The sequence below is a fragment of the Bradyrhizobium frederickii genome, assembly GCF_004570865.1.
In the GTDB taxonomy this organism is placed as follows: Bacteria; Pseudomonadota; Alphaproteobacteria; order Rhizobiales; family Xanthobacteraceae; genus Bradyrhizobium; species Bradyrhizobium frederickii.
The window spans coordinates 32,244-50,816 of record NZ_SPQS01000029.1; the positions used below are offsets into that span (position 1 = coordinate 32,244).

Genomic DNA, 18,573 nt, shown 5'->3' on the forward strand with positions numbered 1-18,573 from the left:
CTCATGTCCTCTTGTTTTTTGCATTTTTGAATGCAAAATTCGCCATTAGCAAGCCGGAACTTCGATATTTCGATCAAATTCTGCGGTTTTGCATTCAAATTGGAGCGCCGGTCCCCATGCTTCACGAGGATGTCGTCAGCCGTATCCGCGCGATCCTGCTCGACGGCGAAATTCCGCCGGGCGCCCGGATTCCCGAGCGCGAGCTGTGCGAGCGGCTCGGGATCTCGCGCACACCGCTGCGCGAGGCGCTCAAGGTGCTCGCCGCCGAGGGACTCGTGCAGCTCCTGCCGCATCGCGGCTCGCGCGCAGCAAAACTGACCGACAACGACATGCGCGATCTGTTCGAGGTCTGCCAGGGCCTGGAGGCCCTCGCCGGCGAGCTCGCCTGCGAGCGCATCACGGACGCCGAGATTGACGCGATCGCCGCCGCTCATGCAGCCATGGTGGAGCATTATCGCGACGGCGACCTGATCCAGTACTACCGCGGCAACCGCGCCATTCACGAAGCCATCGTCACCGCAGCCGGAAACCCCGTGCTCGCGGGGCTCTACACATCGGTGACAGCACGCATCCGCCGCGCGCGTTACGTCACGCCGATGACGCCGCAGCGCTGGGCCCTCGCGGTGAAGGAGCACGAGGCGATCCTGAACGCGCTGCAGAGGCGCGACGGGGCCGGCCTCTCGCATATTCTGCGCGCGCACCTGCGCCACAAGCGCGAAGAGGTGCTGCAGGCGGGCTTTGCCGAGACGGAAGGCAACGATCTCACGCTGAGAATCGCGTGACGCACCGGTACCGTCGCCACACCACACCTGCGAAAGCTGCCGCGTTCACGACGTGACAAACGAAATCGATAGGGCAATGCAACCGCGTATCGCGTTGAAGCAAGGAACGCTACTGCGCCCCCAAGGTGCGGCCTATAGCGCGATGCGATGAGGATGAATCGTCATCGCGCTTTAGGTTGTTGTTTGAGCATGATCTTTTCGGAAAACCGCTGCGCACTTTTCCGGATCATGCTCTAGCAACCCAATTTATCGGCGATTCCGCCAAAGTCCCTCGCGACGATGTCCCAATCGCCGGTCCCCTCGAAGTCGACCTTCTGCAGCGGACCGTATTCCGTCGGCCGTGCCACGAACGCGGTCTTCAATCCGTTCTTCTGCGCGGCCGCGAGATCGCCGTTGTGGGCGGCGACCATCATCACCTCGTCCGGCTTGAGGCAAAGCAGCTTTGCTGCGCCGAGATAGGTCTCGGGGTCGGGCTTGTAGTGCTCGAACAGCTCGGCCGACATGATGAGGTCCCACGGCAGGCCGGCGAACTTCGCCATGTTGGTGAGCAGCGCGACGTTGCCGTTCGAGAGCGGCGCGATCACGAATTTTGATTTCAGCCGCGTCAGGCCGGCGACGCTGTCCGGCCAGGGATGCAGGCGGTGCCAGCCCTTGGTGAGGTAGTCGAGATCGGCCTCGGTGAGGCCCTTGATCGCGAACTGCGCGACCAGCTTCTCCAGCGAGCGGCGGTGCAGATCATCGAGCATGACGTAGCCGCGCTCGGGATGCTGGCGCACGTCGTCCATCGAGGCCATGTACATGCCGCGCCAGCCGTCGACCAAGGCGGTCCAGTCGGCGCTGATGCCGCGCTGCTTGCTCCACCACATGAAGTCGGTGATCAGGCTGGTGCGCCAGTCCACAACCGTGCCGAACACGTCGAACACCAGGGCTTTGACGGCGGAGAGATCGGACATGGCGCTTCCCTCTTGTTCTTATCATTGTCATTCCGGGATGCGCCGCAAGGCGCAGGCCCGGAATCCATTTCACCTCGCACTCTGCCGCCCGATGGATTCCGGGCTCTCCGGTCCGCGCTTTGCGCGGTCCCATCGCCCCGGAATGACGGCAGTCGTTGTTGCGTCGCTCAGTCCAAATGGAACTTGGCCAGTTCGCGGTGCTCGGCCTTGATGTAGCGCACGGTGCCGGTGACGGAGCGCATCACCACCGTCTCGGTCTCGATCACGCCGTCCTTGCGGAACTTGACGCCCGAGAGCAGCGAGCCCGTGGTGACGCCGGTGGCGGCGAACAGGCAGTCGCCGCGCGCCATGTCCTCGATGCCGTAGATCATCTTGGGATCGTTGACGCCCATCTTGGCGGCACGCTCGCGCTTCTCGTCGGAATCGAGGATCAGGCGGCACTGCATCTGGCCGCCGATGCAACGCAGCGCCACGGCGGCGAGCACGCCTTCCGGCGCGCCGCCCGTGCCGAGATACATGTCGACGCCGGTATTGTCAGGATCGGCGCAGTGGATCACGCCGGCGACGTCGCCGTCGGTGATCAGACGCACGGCGGCGCCGGTGGAGCGCACGCTCTCGATGATGCTGGCGTGGCGCGGACGGTCGAGCACGAGAACGGTGATCCCCTCCGGCTTGACGCCCTTGGCCTTGGCGAGGCGGCGGACGTTGTCGGCCGGGCTCGCATCGAGCTCGACGACGCCCTTGTCGTAGCCGGGACCGATCGCGAGCTTCTGCATGTAGACGTCGGGAGCGTGCAGCAGTGTACCGCCGTCGGCCATCGCCATGGTGGCGATCGAGCCCGGCATGTTCTTGGCGCAAAGCGTGGTGCCTTCGAGCGGATCGACCGCGATGTCGACCTCGGGACCCGTCTTGAGGCCGACCTGCTCGCCGATATAGAGCATCGGCGCTTCGTCGCGCTCGCCCTCGCCGATCACGACGGTGCCCTGGATCGGCAGCTTGTTGAGCTCGCGCCGCATGGCGTCGACCGCGGCCTGGTCGGCCGCCTTCTCGTTGCCGTGGCCGCGCAGGCGCGCCGACGACACTGCCGCCCGCTCCGTCACCCGCACGATCTCCAGCGTCAGGATGCGCTCGAGCAACGCTTGCGGCGGGACTGAAATATGGGTCGACATCGGCTAACTCCTTCAAACCGGTTCTGGACAGAAGTTCTCTGCCCACACATCAATTCGCAACGCCCACGATTCGTTCGAACGAACCGCCCTCAGTTCTTCTCGATCCGGATCACCTGCGGCCGTCCGCTGATCACCTTGTCCTTCTGCACGGCAGCGAGGGCGCGGCGCACGGCATCCTCGTGCGTCGCGTAGGTGATCAGGATGACGGGCACGGGGACCGCCTTGCCGTCCGCCGGCGCAGCGCCGCCATTGGGATGTCGCTGCACGATCGACTCGATCGAAATCTTCTGCTCGGCCAGCCGCGTCGCGATCGCAGCCGCGGTGCCGGGGAAATCGCGCGCCAGAAGACGAATGTAATAGCCGCCCTCGTGGCGCTCCATCGGCGCCTTCTTGGTGTCGCGCAATTGCGCGATGGGCCGGCCGAACGGATTGGCGCGGATGCCGCGCGCGACGTCGGCGATGTCGGCGACCACTGCGGATGCCGTTGCGGCGCCGCCGGCGCCCGGGCCGACCAGCGTGATCGGCGGAATGCCCTCGCCGTCGATCGTGACCGCATTGGTGACGCCCATCACCTGCGCGATCGAGGAGGATTTCGGCACCATGGTCGGATGCACGCGCTGCTCGATGCCCTTGGCGGTGCGCACCGCAACGCCGAGCAGCTTGACGCGGTAGCCGAGATCGGACGCCGCGCGCAGATCTTCCGGCGCGATGGATGAGATGCCTTCGACATACACCGCGCTTTGAGCAACTTTCGTGCCGAAAGCGAGGCTGGCGAGAATCGCGAGTTTTTGCGCGGTATCGTGACCATCCACATCGAACGACGGGTTGGCCTCGGCATAACCGAGCCGCTGCGCGTCCTTGAGGCATTCGGCGAAGGACAGCCCCTCCTGCTCCATCCGGGTCAGGATGTAATTGCAGGTGCCGTTGAGGATGCCGTAGACGCGGTTGATGCCGGTGCCGGAAAGCCCCTCGCGCAACGTCTTGATGACGGGGATCGCGGCGCCGACGGCTGCCTCGAAATTCAGCGCACCGCCGTGCTTTTCGGCTGATTTGGCCAGCTTGAGGCCGTGCTTGGCCAGCAGCGCCTTGTTGGCGGTGACGACCGACTTGCCGGCGTTGAGTGCGGCCTCCACCGCCGACAGCGCGGGATCGCCGGCGCCGCCCATCAGCTCGACGAAGCAATCGATGCCGGGATGGGTGGCCAGCGCCATCGGATCCCTGGCCCATTCGACGCCGCGCAGATCGACGCCGCGCTTCTTCGCCTTCGAGCGCGCGGTGACGGCGACGACGCGGATGCCGCGGCCGCTGCGGCCCGCGAGCACGCGCGCCTGCGTTTCGATCAAACGGACCACTTCGGCGCCCACGGTGCCGAGCCCCGCTATGCCCACTTTCAGGGGTGCAACCATGATGTCTTAGAAAACCTGCCGAAGAGAACTCAACGCCGATTGGCGAGCGGAACGACGTTGTGCAACGTTTCGATGCCGCTTTCAAGGAAGCGTCGCACGCCGCGCGCGGCCTGCCTGATCCGTTGCTCGTTTTCCACCATGGCGATGCGGACATATCCTTCACCATGCTCGCCGAAGCCGACGCCGGGCGAGACCGCGACGCCGGATTTCTCCACCATCAGGGTGGCGAACTGCATGCTGCCGACGCTGCGGAAAGCCTCCGGCAGCGGCACCCAGGCGAACATCGAGGCCTCCGGCGGCGGGATCTCCCAGCCGGCACGGCCGAACGATTCCACCAGCGCATCGCGGCGCTTGCGATAGGTGTCGCGCATCTCCTTGATGCAATCATCCGGGCCGTTCAGCGCCGCGGTCGCCGCGACCTGGACCGGTGTGAACGCACCGTAATCGAGATAGGATTTGACGCGGGCGAGCGCGGCGATCACGCGCTCATTGCCGACCGCAAAGCCCATGCGCCAGCCGGCCATCGAATAGGTCTTCGACATCGAGGTGAACTCGACGGCGACGTCCATCGCGCCCGGCACCTGGAGCACCGAGGGCGGCGGGTTGCTCTCGTCGAAATAGACCTCGGCATAGGCGAGATCGGACAGGATCAGGATCTCGTGCTTCTTCGCGAATGCGACGAGGTCCTTGTAGAAATCGAGGCTCGCGACATAGGCGGTCGGGTTCGACGGATAGCAGACCACGAGCGCGAGCGGCTTCGGGATCGAATGGACGATCGCCCGTTCGGCCGCCTCGAAGAATTGCGGCGTCGGCTCGGACGGCACCGAGCGGATCACGCCGCCCGCCATCAAGAAGCCGAAGGCGTGAATCGGATAGCTCGGGTTCGGACAGAGGATGACGTCACCGGGCGCGGTGATCGCCTGCGCCACGTTGGCAAAACCCTCCTTCGAGCCGAGCGTCGCCACGATCTGGGTGTCCGGGTTGAGCTTCACGCCGAAGCGGCGGGCGTAGTAGCCGGCCTGGGCCCGGCGCAGTCCGGGGATGCCGCGGGAGGCCGAGTAGCGGTCGGTGCGCGGCTTGCCCAGCGTCTCCTTCAGCTTCTCCAGCACATGCGCCGGAGCCGGCAGATCCGGGTTGCCCATGCCGAGGTCGATGATGTCGGCGCCGGCATTCCGCGCGGCCGCCTTGGCCCGGTTGACCTGCTCGAACACGTAAGGCGGAAGGCGGCGGATGCGGTAAAATTCTTCCATGGCTCTCTGGGCTCCGGGCAACCGGTCAGGACAGAATCGACAGGACAGGACGGCGCTCCGGAAAGGGGCTCGGCCTCGTCGCGAAAATTACTCAAAATCAAATACTTAGAGCAATCATCGACGACGAGGACTGAAGTCCTTCGTCCTGACCGTCGGCTGAACCGGGGTCTTTTAGCACGGCAAGGCGGTGGCGCCAGCGATTCCCTTGCAGCGCCTCACTTCGCATCCTTGCCGGCAACGGCCTGGCGATCGCGCGCGGCGGCCAGCTCGGCCTCGATCTTGGCGCGCTGATCCGGCGGGATGACCGCTTGATCGCGGTCCGGAGGCAGGTCGTGCACCGGCAGATAGCTCCCGGGCTCCCTCGGATGCGCCTGCGCGTCCGTCGGTGCCATATCCGCGAACTGACTCGAACAGCCGCCCAGCGCAAATGCCACGCTCAGCAGCGCGCCACCGATCAGCAGCGACCTCCGTAGGACCCTCAACGCCAACACTTGGGAAATCCCCTACTCGTCCCAACGCAAGCTGCCGCACACTAACCCGACAACCTGCCCAAGCTCAAACCATTGCTGCCCACAAATGGAACGAGCGAGAAAACATCCAAGGCCCACGACCGCAGGGTTGCACCGCGATTGTGACGAAACCAAGAAACTCTATCGCAGTGCAGCACATCTTGGAGCGTGTTTAGCGTCAAACATGCGAGCTTCGCGGTGACGAATACGGAATGACTCGTTACTGTTCTGCCCATGAGCATGGCCACGACCGATACGCCCAAACCCGAGACCAAGTTCGATCCGGAAGCCTTCGCGATGAATGTCGCGCGGGCGATGGAGAGCGGCGGCAAGGCGCTTGCGGCCTACCTCAAGCCGCGCGAGAGCGGCGAGGTGCAGGATCGCCCGCCGGCCGAGCTTACCGAGGTCGTCAAGACCTTCACCTCGGTTGCCGAATATTGGTTGTCGGATTCGTCCCGCTCGTCGGATCTGCAGACCAAGCTCGCCAAGGATTATCTCGACCTCTGGGGCTCGGCAGTGCGGCGCATGGCCGGCCAGGACGCTCCCCCTGCGATCGCGCCCTCCCCCCGCGACAAGCGCTTTGCCGATCCGGAATGGAAATCGAACCAGTTCTTCGATTTCGTCATGCAGCTCTATCTGCTCACGACCAAATGGGCGCAGGAGCTGGTGCGCGATGCCGAAGGGCTCGATCCGCCGACCCGCCGCAAGGCGGAGTTCTACGTCCAGCAGGTCATCAACGCATTGTCGCCGTCCAACTTCGTGCTGACCAATCCGGAGGTGCTGCGCGAGACGGTGGCGAGCAGCGGCGAGAACCTCGCGCGCGGCTTGAAGATGCTCGCCGAGGACATCGCGGCCGGCAAGGGCATGCTGAAGATCCGCCAGTCCGATCCGGACAACCTCGTCGTCGGCGTCAACATGGCGACGACGCCGGGCAAGGTGATCTACCAGAACGAGATCATGCAGCTGATCCAATATTCGCCGACCACGGAGACGGTGCTGCGCACCCCGCTCCTGATCGTGCCGCCATGGATCAACAAGTTCTACATCCTCGATCTCAAGCCGGAGAAATCCTACATCAAGTGGTGCGTCGACCAGGGCATCACCGTGTTCGTGATCTCATGGGTCAATCCCGACAAGCGGCTCGGCAACAAGAGCTGGGAAGACTACATGAAGCAAGGGCCGCTCACGGCGATGGACGTGATCGAGAAGGTCACCGGCGAGATGAAGGTGCACACCGCCGGCTATTGCGTCGGCGGCACCATGCTCGCGACCACGCTGGCCTGGCTCGCCGAGAAACGCCGCCAGCGCGTCTCGTCGGCGACGTTCTTCGCGGCGCAGGTCGACTTCACCCATGCCGGCGACCTCCTGGTGTTCGTCGACGAGGACCAGATCTCCTCGCTCGAGCAGGACATGAAGGCGGCCGGCGTGCTCGAAGGCTCGAAGATGGCGATGGCCTTCAATATGCTGCGCTCCAACGATCTGATCTGGTCCTATGTCGTCAGCAACTACCTGAAAGGCCAGCAGCCCAGCGCGTTCGACCTGTTGCACTGGAATTCCGACGCGACCCGCATGACCGCGTCGAACCATTCCTATTATCTGCGCAATTGTTATCTGGAGAACCGGCTCTCCACCGGCACGATGGTGCTCGACAACGCGCTTCTCGATCTCTCCAAGGTCAAGGTGCCCGTCTACAATCTCGCCACCCGCGAGGATCATATCGCGCCGGCGGAATCGGTGCTGTACGGCTCGCAATTCTTCGGCGGTCCGGTGAAATATGTGCTGTCGGGCTCGGGCCATATCGCAGGCGTGGTCAACCCGCCGGCCTCGAACAAGTATCAGTACTGGACCAACGACAACATCAAGGACGTCAACGTCGCCGAGTGGATGAAGGGCGCCGTCGAGCACAAGGGCTCGTGGTGGCCGGACTGGCGGCAATGGCTGGGCGAGCTCGATCCCGAGCAGGTTCCCGCGCGCATACCGGGGAGCGAAGCATTCCCGCCGATCGAGGACGCGCCCGGCAGCTATGTCAGGGTGCGCGCATAGCGGAATCGGCTGCGCTTTCGTATAGACTGGCGCTCACCATAGCGACGACAGAGGGGACCGGACTATGACGCGCGAATTGTTCTGGCTGACACTGACGGTGATTCTGACCGGGATCCTCTGGATTCCCTACACGATCAACCGGTGTCAGGTCCGCGGTCTCAGCGGCGCGATGGCCAACCCCTCGCGCAACGACAAGCCGCAGTCGGACTGGGCGAACCGGCTGATGTTCGCGCATGACAACGCGGTCGAGAACCTGGTGCTCTTTGCGCCGCTGGTGCTGATCCTCAACGCGATCGACTATTCCACGAAATGGACGGTGCTCGCCTGCGCGATCTATTTCTGGTCCCGCGTCGCACATCTGATCGTCTACGCGCTTGGCATCCCGGTGTTCCGCACCCTCGCCTTCACCGTCGGCTTCCTCGCCCAGGCCGCGCTGGCGCTGGCGATTTTCAGGGTGCTTTGATGTCGTGTCCCGGACGCGCGAAGCGCGCGCCGGGACACAGAAGGCTGCAATCAAAACAGCAACAATGGGCCCCGGCTCTGCAGCGCATCACTGAAGAAGTGCTGCGCTGCGTCCGGGGCACGAGACAACCCTACTCCTCCGGCAGGCCCAGCATCAGCCGCATGTTCTGCACGGCTGCGCCGGATGCGCCCTTGCCGAGATTGTCGAGCCGGGCGACCAAGACCGCCTGATGATATTTGTCGCTGGCGAAAACGTAGAGCTCGAGCGTGTTGGTGTCGTTGAGCGCCTCCGGCTCGAGCCGGCCGCCCTTTGACGCTTCGTTCTGAAGCGGCATCACCTTGACGTATTTCGAGCCCGCGTAACGCTTTGCGAGCGCGGCTTGCAGGTCGGCTCCGCCAGGCTTGCCGGGCAGCGTGTCGAGCTGCAGCGGCACCGAGACCAGCATGCCCTGCCGGTAGTTGCCGACCGACGGGATGAAGATCGGCCGCCGCGTCAGGTTGGAATAGAGCTGCATCTCGGGCAGATGCTTGTGCTCGAAGCCGAGGCCGTAGAGCTCGAACGACGGCGCGCTGCCGTCCTCGAAGCTCGCGATCATCGACTTGCCGCCGCCGGAATAGCCGCTCACCGCGTTGACGGTGACGGGATAATCGGCCGGCAGCAGCCCGGCATCGACGATCGGCCGCAGAAGCGCGATCGCGCCGGTCGGATAGCAGCCGGGATTGGAGACCTTCCTGGCGGCCTTGATCTTGCCGGCCTGGTCCGGCGTCAGCTCGGGAAAGCCGTAGGCCCAGTCCGGCGCGACCCGGTACGCGGTCGAGGCGTCGAGCACCTTCGGCCCATGAGCTCCCATGCCGTCGACCAGGGCGACCGTCTCCTTGGCGGCATCGTCGGGCAGGCAGAGGATGACGAGGTCCACCTCCTCCATCAGCGCCTTCTTGGCTGCGGGGTCCTTGCGCTTGTCGTCGGGAAGCGTCTTCACGACGACGTCGCTCTGAAGCTTCAGCCGCTCGTTGATGCCGAGGCCGGTCGTGCCGGAGCCGCCGTCGACGAAGACGGTGGCGGGCTTGTTGGCCGCACTGGCGGTCGGAGCTTTGGTGGTGTCAGCGAGACTCATGGCGCGCTCCCTTCGAGCATGTTCGTGTCGTCTGCAAAAACCTGCGGCCTTGCCTGCCGCATCAAATCCGAGATCTGCCTGGCGTCGGCATCGCCGGCACTGAGCGCATTGGCAATCGCCGCATAATCTGCGTCCGATTTGTGCTGGTTGAGCTTGAAGCTGCCTTCGACCTCTTCGACATTCATCACCAGACCCACGATCGCCTTCTTCATGGTCTCCAGGCGGCCCGCCGTCATCTTGCCCGACGTCCACGGCTTCTTCGGCAGCAGCCAGCTCTCGAACTTGTCGCTGAGCGTGTCGATCTGCACCGACAATTCGTCGTCCGTCAGAAGGCGCACCGGCCCGCTCAGATGCACCGACTGGTAGAGCCAGGTCGGCACCTGATCCGGCGAGACGTACCAATCCGGCGATACATAGGCATCGGGGCCGTTGACCGCGAGCAGCCAGGACGCATCACTGCCCGCCAGCTTTAGCAGCGGATTGTGACGGGCAACATGAAAGGCGGCCTGCGGCGTGCCGTCGGCGGCGTAAGTCAGATAGAAGGGCAACGGCGAGGCGATCGGCTTGCTGCCGTCGAAGGCACACATGGTGCCGAAGCCGCGCGCTTCGGCGAATTTCAGGCTTGCGGCGCGGTCCTGCTTGAAAAAGGGTGGCGTGTACATCGTGGTCTCCTGCTGGGCCTCCTCGAGGGAGCCGCCGGATCAGATCGCGCTGACAGGGGAGAGCATGCCGCGGATCGGATCCAGCGGCAAAGACGATGATCTCAAACGCGATCGACCGCCCAAACCGCTAAAGAGCGGCGGCGGCGACGGGCGAACAGGATGGTCGCGGCGTTGATCATGGCGCGCGGCTATAAAACGAGATCGGGTTCCCGTCAAGGCAACCCTTGTCATTCCGGGGGCGATGCGGGGCATCGAACTATGGGGCGCACTGACGCACCAGAGAATCTCGAGATTCCGGGTTCGCTCGCTTGGCGAGCGCCCCGGATGACGGGACTTAGATCATCCGCCAGATCCATTCCATGATCTTGGCGAGCACGTCGCCGAACAGCAGAAGCACGGCCGACCAGAGCAGGGCCGAGACGAAATTGGCGGCCTGGAAGCTCCAATAGGGCATCTCGAAGATGCCAGCCGCGAGCGGCACCGAGGCGCGCAAGGGGCCGAAGAAGCGGCCGATGAAGATGCTGGGGATGCCCCAGCTGCGCACGAAGGCCTCGCCTCTGGGCAGAAGGCCCGGATAGCGCGAGAGCGGCCACATCTCGGCGACCTTTTCCTTGTAGCGATAGCCGAACCAGTAAGAGACCCAATCGCCCAGCGCCGCGCCGAGGCCGCCGGCGATCCAGACCGGGTAGAAGCTGATGCCGCTCGCCCCGATCAGCGCACCGATCGCGACCAGCGCGCCCCAGGCCGGAACCAGCAGCGAGATGAAGGCAAGCGACTCCCCGAAGGCGAGCAGGAACACGATCGGGGCCGCCCAAGCCTGGTGAACGCGCACGAAATCGGCCAGGGCGTGCGCAAACTGCTCCATCAAAAATAGCCTTCCCGCCCCGTCTCAAGGTGCTGCTCGATGAAAAAGACTGGTAAGCCAAGCACTTGTGTGACATCAAGTCACAAAACCCGATACAGGCTGGGCATGAACGTCAAATTGCCGGGAATGGATGGCCCGCGGCGTAAAATCGTCGGGATTGGCGCCCAACCACACCGGCCGGCCCGCCCTGCAATAACCTTTCCCGGTCAGAAGTGGCATAGTCGGCCAAATCGATTCGCCGCCCATGCGGCCCTCAAAACGCATCAAGATATATGTCCAAGCAGTTGAAACCCAAAGCAAAAGACGACTTTTTCGGCGGCGACGAGCCGAAGCCGCGCGCTGCCAGGGCGGCGCCGCGCGGAAGCGGCGGGGAAGCCGACTACACCGCCGCCGACATCGAGGTGCTCGAAGGCCTGGAACCGGTGCGTCGCCGGCCGGGCATGTATATCGGCGGCACCGATGAGAAGGCGCTGCATCATCTGTTCGCTGAGGTCATCGACAACTCGATGGACGAGGCGCTGGCGGGACATGCGACCTTCATCGGAGTCGAGCTGAGTGCGGATGGCTTCCTGACCGTCACCGACAATGGCCGCGGCATCCCGATCGATCCGCATCCGAAGTTCCCGAAGAAGTCGGCGCTCGAAGTGATCATGTGCACGCTGCATTCGGGCGGCAAGTTCGACAGCAAGGTCTACGAGACCTCCGGCGGTCTGCACGGCGTCGGCATCTCCGTGGTGAATGCCCTCTCCTCGCGGCTCGAGGTCGAGGTCGCGCGCGGCCAGAAGCTGCACCGCATGATTTTCGAACGCGGTCACCCAAAGGGCAAGCTCGAGGACCTCGGCAAGGTCAACAACCGCCGCGGCACGCGCGTGCGCTTCAAACCCGACACCGACATCTTCGGGCCTAAGGCTGCCTTCAAGCCGCAGCGCCTGTTCAAGATGACGCGCTCGAAGGCCTATCTGTTCGGCGGCGTCGAGATCCGCTGGAACTGCGCGCCCGAGCTGCTCAAGGGCGTCGAGGACGTGCCGGCGGAAGCCACGTTCCACTTCCCCGGCGGCCTCAAGGACTATCTGGCGGCGGCGATCCACGCCGACACGCTGGTGCATCCCGACATCTTCTCCGGCAAGTCGGGCCGCAACGGCGCGCATGGGGCCTGCGAATGGGCGGTGGCCTGGACCGCGGATGCGGACGGCTTCCTCTCCTCGTACACCAACACCGTCCCCACGCCCGACGGCGGCACGCACGAATCCGGCCTGCGCAGCGCGCTGCTCCGAGGCCTGAAGGATCACGCCGAGCGCGTCGGCCAGGGCAAGCGCGCTTCGTCCATCACCTCGGAAGACGTGATGGTGGGCGCGGCCGTGATGCTGTCCGTGTTCGTGCGCGAGCCCGAATTCCAGGGCCAGACCAAGGACCGTCTCGCCACCGCCGAAGCACAGCGCATCGTCGAACAGGCCATGAAGGATCCGTTCGACCATTGGCTGTCGGGCAATCCGAACATGGCCAACCGGCTGCTCGACTTCGTAATCGACCGCGCCGAGGAGCGGCTGCGCCGCCGGCAGGAGAAGGAAACGGCGCGCAAGACCGCCGGCAAGAAGCTGCGCCTGCCCGGCAAGCTCGCCGACTGCACCGACGCCGGCACCGATGGCTCCGAGCTCTTCATCGTCGAAGGCGACTCGGCCGGCGGCAGCGCCAAGCAGGCGCGCGACCGCAAGACGCAGGCCGTGCTGCCGTTGCGCGGAAAGATCCTCAACGTCGCTTCCGCCGGCAAGGACAAGCTGACGGCGAACGCACAGCTCTCCGATCTCGTGCAGGCGATCGGCTGCGGCCAGCTCCTGCAATATCGCGAAGAGGATCTGCGCTACCAGCGCATCATCATCATGACCGACGCCGACGTCGACGGCGCGCACATCGCGTCGCTGCTGATCACCTTCTTCTACCGGCAGATGCCGAAGCTGATCGACGAAGGACATCTCTTCCTCGCGGTGCCGCCGCTCTACAAGCTGACGCACGGCACGAAGTCGGTCTACGCACGCGACGACAAGCACAAGGACGAGCTGATCAAGACCGCGTTCAACGCCAACGCCAAGGTCGAGGTGAACCGCTTCAAAGGCCTCGGCGAAATGATGCCGGCCCAGCTCAAGGAGACCACCATGGATCCGGCCAAGCGGACCCTGCTCAAGGTGGTCCTGCTGCCAGACGACCGTGACACCACCGCAGATTCGGTGGAGCGCCTGATGGGCACCAAGGCCGAGGCGCGCTTCGCCTTCATCTCGGACAAAGCTGAGTTTGCCAGCGAAGAGCTGCTGGACGTCTGAGCGCCAGCACCGTCGCACGCCGCTCAAGAGCCCCGGCCAGAAGCCGGGGCTCTCTTGTTCTGGGGGCCATTCCTTGCCGGATATACCTGCCTACCGTCCGCCTCGCATCCGGCGATTCCCGGCACCGCCGCGGCGATTCGGCCACCGACTCGCGGTGCTCGGGCCGTGGCGGGACGGCCACGATTTCGGAGAAGGCCGAATTTCCTAACGAAACCCTACCCGAATTGGCGACGTGTAAATCTGAGCAAGTCTTTGAATTTACACAGTTATTTATGATTTAGGCATTCAGGCCGCAAATGCGCGCTTCCCGGCGTTTTCCGGCGACTGTGCCTGCCCGGCAACAGCATTTCGGGAGGAAACGTCTATAGTTCAGGTCATCAGATGACACGAACTTCAGTGCGCTCGCGCCTGCTACGACAGACCAAGGTTGGGGATTTTGACATGAAGAAGATTTTGCTCGCTCTGACCGCGGTTGCCGCGATGACCGGTTCGGCCTCGGCCGCCGACCTGGGTGCCCGTCCCTACGTGAAGGCCCCGATGCCGGCGCCCGTCGCCAACTGGACCGGCTTCTACATCTTCGGCGGCGGCGGCGGCGGTGTCTGGGCAGCCGACACTGGCGTGGACGCAACCTTGACCGGCGCTCCGATCCTCGGCTTCAACCAGCGCCAGGGCGGCAGCGGTTGGTTCGGCACCGTCGGCGCCGGCTACGATTGGCAGTTCGCTGGCACCTGGGTCGCCGGCGTCTTCGCCGATGGCCAGTTCGGCAGCCTGAAGGGCACCATCCAGGATCAGGGCCCCTTCATCGCGGGTAACATCAAGAACGACTACTCTTGGGCAGCGGGCGCTCGCCTCGGTTATCTGGTCGCTCCGAACGTGCTGTCCTACGTGAACGGCGGTTACTCCAGCTCGCACTGGAAGGGTACCACCCTGTTCAACACCGCGACCGCTCTTCCGTCCGGCCTGCACACCAACGGCTTCGATCGCGGAGGCTGGTTCGTCGGTGGCGGCGTCGAGAACAACCTGAACATCTTCGGGATCTCGGCTCCCGGTTGGTTCATGAAGACCGAATATCGCGCGGCCTATTACGACAAGAGGGCCATCTCGGAACTGACCGACGTCGGCAACCTTTCGAACGGCCGCGACATCACCTTCAAGCCGCTGGTGCAGACCATCAGCACCTCGCTGGTGTACCGCTTCAACTGGACCGGTCCGGTCGTCGCCAAGTACTGATCCGAACGCAAGTTCAGACGTCAAAGCCCCGGCATTGTCCGGGGCTTTTTCGTTATGGGATTGTCGGGCGGCCGATGCTCGCCTTCAGCGACGGCACACTGCGCGAACTGGGCCACATTTGCCGCCCAAGCAGCGTCGGTGATCGCTCTGCCCCGCGCGTTGCGGCATGCGCCCGCGACGGCTTGGGCCGGCACCGCCATTGTATCCAAACCACAGCTACGGTTACTGTGCACCCAAGCTTTCGAGGCCGCAGCACATCCTTCACGCCGCGAGTCGCGACAGAGCGGATCGATGGGAGGGACGCATGCGCAGATTTCTGCTTGTCGCAGGCCTGTTTGCAACTGCCGTCGGGCTGCTCTGGATCGGCCAGGGCACCGGCACCGTCCCCTGGCCGCGATCGAGCTTCATGGTCAACCAGCTGCAATGGGCCGGCTATGGCGCCGCCATGGCCGGCTTCGGGCTGGTGCTGATCTGGCAGAGCAACCAATAAAAGAAACGGGGAATACAAGCATGACATCCAGCCGGTTCGATCTCCGCGGCAAAGTCGCGATCGTCACAGGAGGCAATGGCGGCATCGGTCTCGGCATGGCGCGCGGCCTTGCCGATGCAGGCGCCGACATCGCCGTGGTCGGACGCAACGAGGCGAAGTCCAAAGCGGCCGTCGAAGATCTCGGCCAGCGCGGCATCAAGGCGATCGCGGTTGCGACCGATGTCACCGACAGGGCCGCGATCGAAGCCATGATTGCCCGCGTTCTGAAGGATCTCGGCCGCATCGACATCCTCGTCAACAACGCCGGCATGAGCATCCGCAAGCCGCCGCACGAGCTTGAGCTCGACGAGTGGAACAAGGTGATCGACACCAACCTCACCAGCGCCTTCCTGTGCTCGAAGCTTGCCTATCCGGCCTTGAAGGCATCCGGCAACGGCAAGGTGATCAACATCGGCTCGATGATGTCGATCTTCGGTGCGAGCTTCGCCGCCGCCTATGCGGCGAGCAAGGGCGGCATCGTGCAGTACACGCGCGCCTGCGCCAATGCCTGGGCGCCCGACAACATCCAGGTCAATGCGATCCTGCCGGGCTGGATCGATACCGACCTCACCCGCGGCGCGCGGCAGCAGGTGTCGGGATTGCACGAGCGGGTGCTGGCGCGCACGCCTGCGGGACGCTGGGGCGACATCGACGACTTTGCCGGCATCGCCGTGTTCCTGGCATCGCCCGCGTCGAACTTCGTCACGGGCACCGCGATCCCCGTCGATGGCGGCTTCTCAGTGATGGCCTGAGGCGCGCGCGACGCGACGCATGAAAAAACCCCGGCATCCCTGCCGGGGCTTTTCGCATCACGCAAGGGTCTGTGAGATTGACGTTTCTCACGCGCAAAAAAAAGCCCCGGACCAAGCCGGGGCTTTTGAATTTTGCGGTGCTTTTCTTGATCGTTGGTCGCGTTGCGTCGACGTGCTCAGTAGCGGGCGATGGTCGGTGCGTCGAACTTGTAGCTCGCGCGCACCACGGCCCACTGAATGTCGCGCGGCTTGGCATCGAACGTGTAGTTTCCGGAGGTGCCGCCGAGCTGATAGGTCTGGCTGCCGAAGGCAGCGTAATTGTATTCGAGGCCGACGATCCAGTTGCGGGTGACGCCGTATTCCCAGCCGGCGCCGACGGTCCAGCCGTTGGCCCAGTGGGTCTGTCCGCCCGAGCCCGTCGCCACACCGGCGGTATCGGTAACCGAGAGACGGTTGTTCACACCGGCATAGCCGCCCTTGATGTAGAAGAGGTTGTTCTGCACGGCAAAGCCGGCGCGGCCGACGACGGTCGCGAGCACGTTGGCGCGCCAGGAGAACACGTCGTCCCCGGCCCCGAACTCGGTGTTCGTGATCGTGCCCTTGTTGTCGAGCCCGGAGATCGTGCCTTCCATGCCGAACACGTAGTTGTTGGCCTGCCAGTTGTAGCCGATCTGGGCGCCGCCCATGATGCCCGATTTGCGCTGACGGAAGCTATCACCCGGCGAAAGGTCGCCGAACGGCGCGCCGATCCCGTTGTTGACAAAATGCTCGTTGGTCCATGCGCCGCCGATGTGGCCGCCGACATAGAAGCCGGTCCAGGTGAACAGCGGCTCGACATAGGCGGGCGCCTTCGTGTAGCGCGCACCGAGATCGGCGGCGGAGGCAGCGCCGGTCGAAACCAGTGCGGTCGTGCAGGCGAAGGCGGCAATCAATTTATTACGCATGGTACACCCCGTGTCCTTTGATGGGCGCACGGTCACAGACGGGTGTTACTAAAATTCGAATCAACACAGTTAACGCGGCGCGCCGGCCGCTCAGGTCCGCAAATCCGCCCGCGCTGTTGCAGACCCGCAACGCCCGCCGTGCGATTTAACGCGATGTTATCCCTACCGATGTGCTGCGCTACGACGCCGGCGCGACCTTCGAATGCACGTGCTCTGGCCGCACGCCGAGCGCCAGCAGGCGCGCCGGAATGCCCTGGAGCCATGGCAGCGCGGTGATGAGGCGCACGATCAGCGGCACCTTCAGCGGCCGGTCGCCGCTCCGCAGGGCGCCGCTGATGATGTTGTTCTGCACGAGCACCTGCATGCGCTGCGTCATCTTCACCGGGAACTCGCGGCGACGCCTGACGGCATCGAGCTCGTTCTCGGAGGGGCAGCCGCGCTGCAGCTTGTCCGCCAGCAGATTGGCGGTCGCGACCGCATCCTGCACGGCGAGATTGACGCCGACGCCGCCGACCGGCGACATCGCATGAGCGGCATCGCCGATGCAAAGCAGGCCCGGCCGCGTCCAGCGCGGCAGGTGGTTGATCGCGACGGTCAGCAGCTTGACGTCGTCAAAACTCTTCACCTCGGCAATGCCGGATCTGAGGACCGGGGCCATCCGCACGACGTCGTCCAGCAGCGCCTGCAGCCCCCTCGCCTTCACCGACTGGTGCTGTCCCTTGGCGATGACATAGGCGCATTGCCAATAATCGCCGCGATCGAAGGTGATCATCATCTTGCCGGGCTCGACGCGCGCGAACACGTTTTCCGTCTCCTCGGCGTTGCGACCGGCGCGAAACCACAGCACGTCCATCGGCGCGCCGATCTCCTCGACCGCGAGCCCCGCGCGCTCGCGCACCGTCGAATGCCGGCCGTCGCATGCGATGGTGAGATCGGCTTCGATGTCGATGAGGCCGTCAGGCGTCTGCGCGCGCACGCCGGCGATGGTCTCGCCGCGGCGGATCAGATCGACCGCCTCGGTGCTCATCATCACCTCGAGCGAGGCAAAGCGCCGGCCGGCCTCGCGCAGGAAGTTCAGGAAGTCCCATTGCGGCATGAAGGCGATGAAGGGGTATTTGGTGCGGAGTCGCGAAAGATCGGCGATGCGCACCGGCGTGCCGCCGAACAGGCCGTCCATCTTCTGCAGGCGCTGATGCGGCAGCTTCAGGAAGCCCTCGATCAGGCCGAGTTCGTCCATCACCTGAAGCGTCGAGGGATGCACGGTGTCGCCGCGAAAATCGCGGAAGAAATCCGCGTGCTTCTCCAGCACCACGACCTCGATGCCGGCCCGCCCCAGGAGATAGCCGAGCATCATGCCGGCAGGTCCGCCGCCGACGACGCAGCAGCGGACCTTTTTCGTCCGGCTTGATGGTTGTTCGGATGTCATTGCAGCCACGATCCGCGATGCGAGTACGATCGAGATATGGCGGATAATGTAGCGCCGATTCCCGGCGAACCGCGCCTGAATTTGGAGCCGGGTTGTCGAACGCCGGCCCACAGCTTGGATCGCGCCGGCCCCTCCGACCCCCGGGAATAAGCCGCTCACCC

17 protein-coding genes are annotated in these 18,573 nt (G+C 64.4%); 7 read left to right on the forward strand and 10 right to left on the reverse strand.

The features are described 5' to 3' along the window. The first annotated feature begins 116 nt into the window (after positions 1 to 116). Complete coding sequence (locus E4K64_RS33905; RefSeq protein WP_126261488.1) at positions 117 to 782, forward strand: GntR family transcriptional regulator; 666 nt, start codon at positions 117 to 119, stop codon at positions 780 to 782. Positions 783 to 1,015: 233 nt separating this feature from the next. Here the strand turns inward: E4K64_RS33905 and E4K64_RS33910 are convergent, their stop codons facing one another. The 5 genes from E4K64_RS33910 to E4K64_RS33930 form a co-directional block, all read right to left on the reverse strand. Continuing rightward, on the reverse strand, positions 1,016 to 1,735 hold the full coding sequence (locus E4K64_RS33910; protein ID WP_135167229.1) for a haloacid dehalogenase type II: 720 nt from the start codon (positions 1,733 to 1,735) through the stop codon (positions 1,016 to 1,018). Positions 1,736 to 1,902: 167 nt separating this feature from the next. Beyond that, positions 1,903 to 2,904, reverse strand: a complete 1,002-nt coding sequence (gene glpX / locus E4K64_RS33915; protein ID WP_135167230.1) for a class II fructose-bisphosphatase — start codon at positions 2,902 to 2,904, stop codon at positions 1,903 to 1,905. An 89-nt stretch (positions 2,905 to 2,993) separates the two neighbouring features. After that, positions 2,994 to 4,310, reverse strand: coding sequence for a homoserine dehydrogenase (locus E4K64_RS33920; protein ID WP_126261492.1), 1,317 nt, complete (start codon positions 4,308 to 4,310; stop codon positions 2,994 to 2,996). A gap of 29 nt (positions 4,311 to 4,339) precedes the next feature. Next, positions 4,340 to 5,560: an LL-diaminopimelate aminotransferase gene (locus E4K64_RS33925; protein WP_126261493.1), complete on the reverse strand. Its 1,221-nt coding sequence runs from the start codon at positions 5,558 to 5,560 to the stop codon at positions 4,340 to 4,342. Between the two features lie 215 nt (positions 5,561 to 5,775). Next, a complete protein-coding gene (locus tag E4K64_RS33930) occupies positions 5,776 to 6,051 on the reverse strand; it encodes a hypothetical protein (protein WP_135167231.1) in 276 nt (91 codons plus the stop codon). Between the two features lie 252 nt (positions 6,052 to 6,303). Between E4K64_RS33930 and E4K64_RS33935 the strand changes: the two genes are divergently transcribed. Both E4K64_RS33935 and E4K64_RS33940 read left to right on the forward strand, forming a co-directional pair. Then, positions 6,304 to 8,112: a PHA/PHB synthase family protein gene (locus E4K64_RS33935; protein WP_167772405.1), complete on the forward strand. Its 1,809-nt coding sequence runs from the start codon at positions 6,304 to 6,306 to the stop codon at positions 8,110 to 8,112. 64 nt (positions 8,113 to 8,176) lie between these two features. Continuing rightward, positions 8,177 to 8,575, forward strand: a complete 399-nt coding sequence (locus tag E4K64_RS33940) for an MAPEG family protein (RefSeq protein ID WP_135167232.1) — start codon at positions 8,177 to 8,179, stop codon at positions 8,573 to 8,575. A 130-nt stretch (positions 8,576 to 8,705) separates the two neighbouring features. On the opposite strand, the gene argC is transcribed toward E4K64_RS33940, so the two are convergent. The 3 genes from argC to E4K64_RS33955 all read right to left on the reverse strand — a co-directional run bounded on the left by argC (position 8,706) and on the right by E4K64_RS33955 (position 11,216). Then, positions 8,706 to 9,689, reverse strand: a complete 984-nt coding sequence (argC, locus tag E4K64_RS33945; protein ID WP_135167233.1) for an N-acetyl-gamma-glutamyl-phosphate reductase — start codon at positions 9,687 to 9,689, stop codon at positions 8,706 to 8,708. Beyond that, positions 9,686 to 10,351 carry an FMN-binding negative transcriptional regulator gene (locus E4K64_RS33950; RefSeq protein WP_135167234.1) on the reverse strand — a complete coding sequence of 222 codons (666 nt, stop codon included), beginning with the start codon at positions 10,349 to 10,351 and terminating at the stop codon, positions 9,686 to 9,688. The genes argC and E4K64_RS33950 overlap by 4 nt, the downstream gene beginning before the upstream one ends. A 334-nt stretch (positions 10,352 to 10,685) precedes the next feature. Beyond that, positions 10,686 to 11,216, reverse strand: a complete 531-nt coding sequence (locus tag E4K64_RS33955) for a DedA family protein (protein ID WP_135167235.1) — start codon at positions 11,214 to 11,216, stop codon at positions 10,686 to 10,688. A 272-nt stretch (positions 11,217 to 11,488) separates the two neighbouring features. On the opposite strand from E4K64_RS33955, the gene parE reads away from it, so the two are divergent. From parE to E4K64_RS33980, 4 genes are all read left to right on the forward strand, one after another. Then, positions 11,489 to 13,531, forward strand: a complete 2,043-nt coding sequence (gene parE / locus E4K64_RS33965) for a DNA topoisomerase IV subunit B (RefSeq protein WP_135167237.1) — start codon at positions 11,489 to 11,491, stop codon at positions 13,529 to 13,531. A gap of 441 nt (positions 13,532 to 13,972) precedes the next feature. Continuing rightward, the gene (locus E4K64_RS33970) at positions 13,973 to 14,761 is read left to right on the forward strand and encodes an outer membrane protein (RefSeq protein WP_135167238.1); all 789 of its coding nucleotides are present in this window, start codon (positions 13,973 to 13,975) and stop codon (positions 14,759 to 14,761) included. 304 nt (positions 14,762 to 15,065) lie between these two features. Next, a complete protein-coding gene (locus tag E4K64_RS33975; protein ID WP_018641722.1) occupies positions 15,066 to 15,251 on the forward strand; it encodes a hypothetical protein in 186 nt (61 codons plus the stop codon). Between the two features lie 20 nt (positions 15,252 to 15,271). Then, a complete protein-coding gene (locus E4K64_RS33980; protein WP_135167239.1) occupies positions 15,272 to 16,042 on the forward strand; it encodes an SDR family NAD(P)-dependent oxidoreductase in 771 nt (256 codons plus the stop codon). A gap of 176 nt (positions 16,043 to 16,218) precedes the next feature. Here the strand turns inward: E4K64_RS33980 and E4K64_RS33985 are convergent, their stop codons facing one another. Both E4K64_RS33985 and E4K64_RS33990 read right to left on the reverse strand, forming a co-directional pair. Beyond that, positions 16,219 to 16,986, reverse strand: coding sequence for an outer membrane protein (locus E4K64_RS33985; protein ID WP_126261504.1), 768 nt, complete (start codon positions 16,984 to 16,986; stop codon positions 16,219 to 16,221). A 178-nt stretch (positions 16,987 to 17,164) separates the two neighbouring features. After that, positions 17,165 to 18,412 (reverse strand): FAD-dependent oxidoreductase, encoded by a 1,248-nt coding sequence (locus E4K64_RS33990; RefSeq protein WP_135167240.1) that lies wholly within the window; start codon positions 18,410 to 18,412, stop codon positions 17,165 to 17,167. Positions 18,413 to 18,573: the final 161 nt, after the last annotated feature.